The organism is Photorhabdus namnaonensis, from assembly GCF_001684335.1.
In the GTDB taxonomy this organism is placed as follows: Bacteria; Pseudomonadota; Gammaproteobacteria; order Enterobacterales; family Enterobacteriaceae; genus Photorhabdus; species Photorhabdus namnaonensis.
In genome coordinates this window covers 1-956 of record NZ_LOIC01000017.1, presented here as the reverse complement: position 1 = coordinate 956, position 956 = coordinate 1, and the positions used below count along the sequence as shown (strand labels likewise).

General features: G+C 28.9%; 1 protein-coding gene. It reads left to right on the top strand.

What is annotated here, in order from left to right; genetic code table 11:
• Nucleotides 1-229: 229 nt before the first annotated feature.
• Nucleotides 230-956 (top strand): immunity 52 family protein (locus Phpb_RS02405; protein WP_065389015.1); only part of this gene is annotated, 727 nt, incomplete at its 3' end.

The window sequence follows — 956 nt, the reverse complement described above, 5'->3', positions numbered from 1 at the left end:
AGGAGCATATCAATAAAGCCAATGATATTGAAATATGTTTACGGGATTTACAAATACTACCATTGATGACAGAGTTATAAATATGACAAACAAAGCCGTAATCCGATTAAACGACCTAATTTATGCGTATTTCTCTAGAGCATTTACTAAATTTAATAACATTAAATTATTTAACACTGTGATTTGATAGTTGTTTGATTATATTAATTTTACGTAAAAAGGTAAAGATATGACAACAATATACCCAAGAATAGAACTATTTCACGATCTAAACGAGAGCATAACACCTAAAGTGGCATTGAATGATTTATATCCGGTAGTGCAACAAGTAAATAAATTATCAAATAAGCAAAGTTGTTGGCATTTACCTGAGAATTCTTTAGAAGAGAGATTGTTGTACCGAACATTTGATGAAAATGGACCTACTGAGTACGCATTAAAACATTTTGAAGCAACTTTTGATGAAAAGTCTAAACTTATTGTTAAATCTTTATCAGATGGAAATGATGAAGACAATAATAGTATTTTATATACAAGCGAAGATGAAATTTATAATAATACTATCCGGTTAGGGAAAACCAATATATCAATCAACATTAGTCTTAAAAAAGAAGATGTTAGCTTTGAGAAATTCATATTATTCATTAAAAATTTAATATCTAATTGTAAATCTCCATTTATTTTAGTAGATATAAGAGGTTACTCGTTAAAACAAAAACAAGTTTTTCCAGATAGGGCTTATGCCGGTTGGATGCTCCACTTACCAATTGAAATAGATCCGACTTTAGTCCCAATGGCAGAAGAAATAATATCTATTTCTGATAAAAATGACAAAAAAGGTTCATTGATTATTACGACAAAAGATATCTTTGATATTGAAAACCAGGAGCATATCAATAAAGCCAATGATATTGAAATATGTTTACGGGATTTACAAATACTACCATTGATGACAG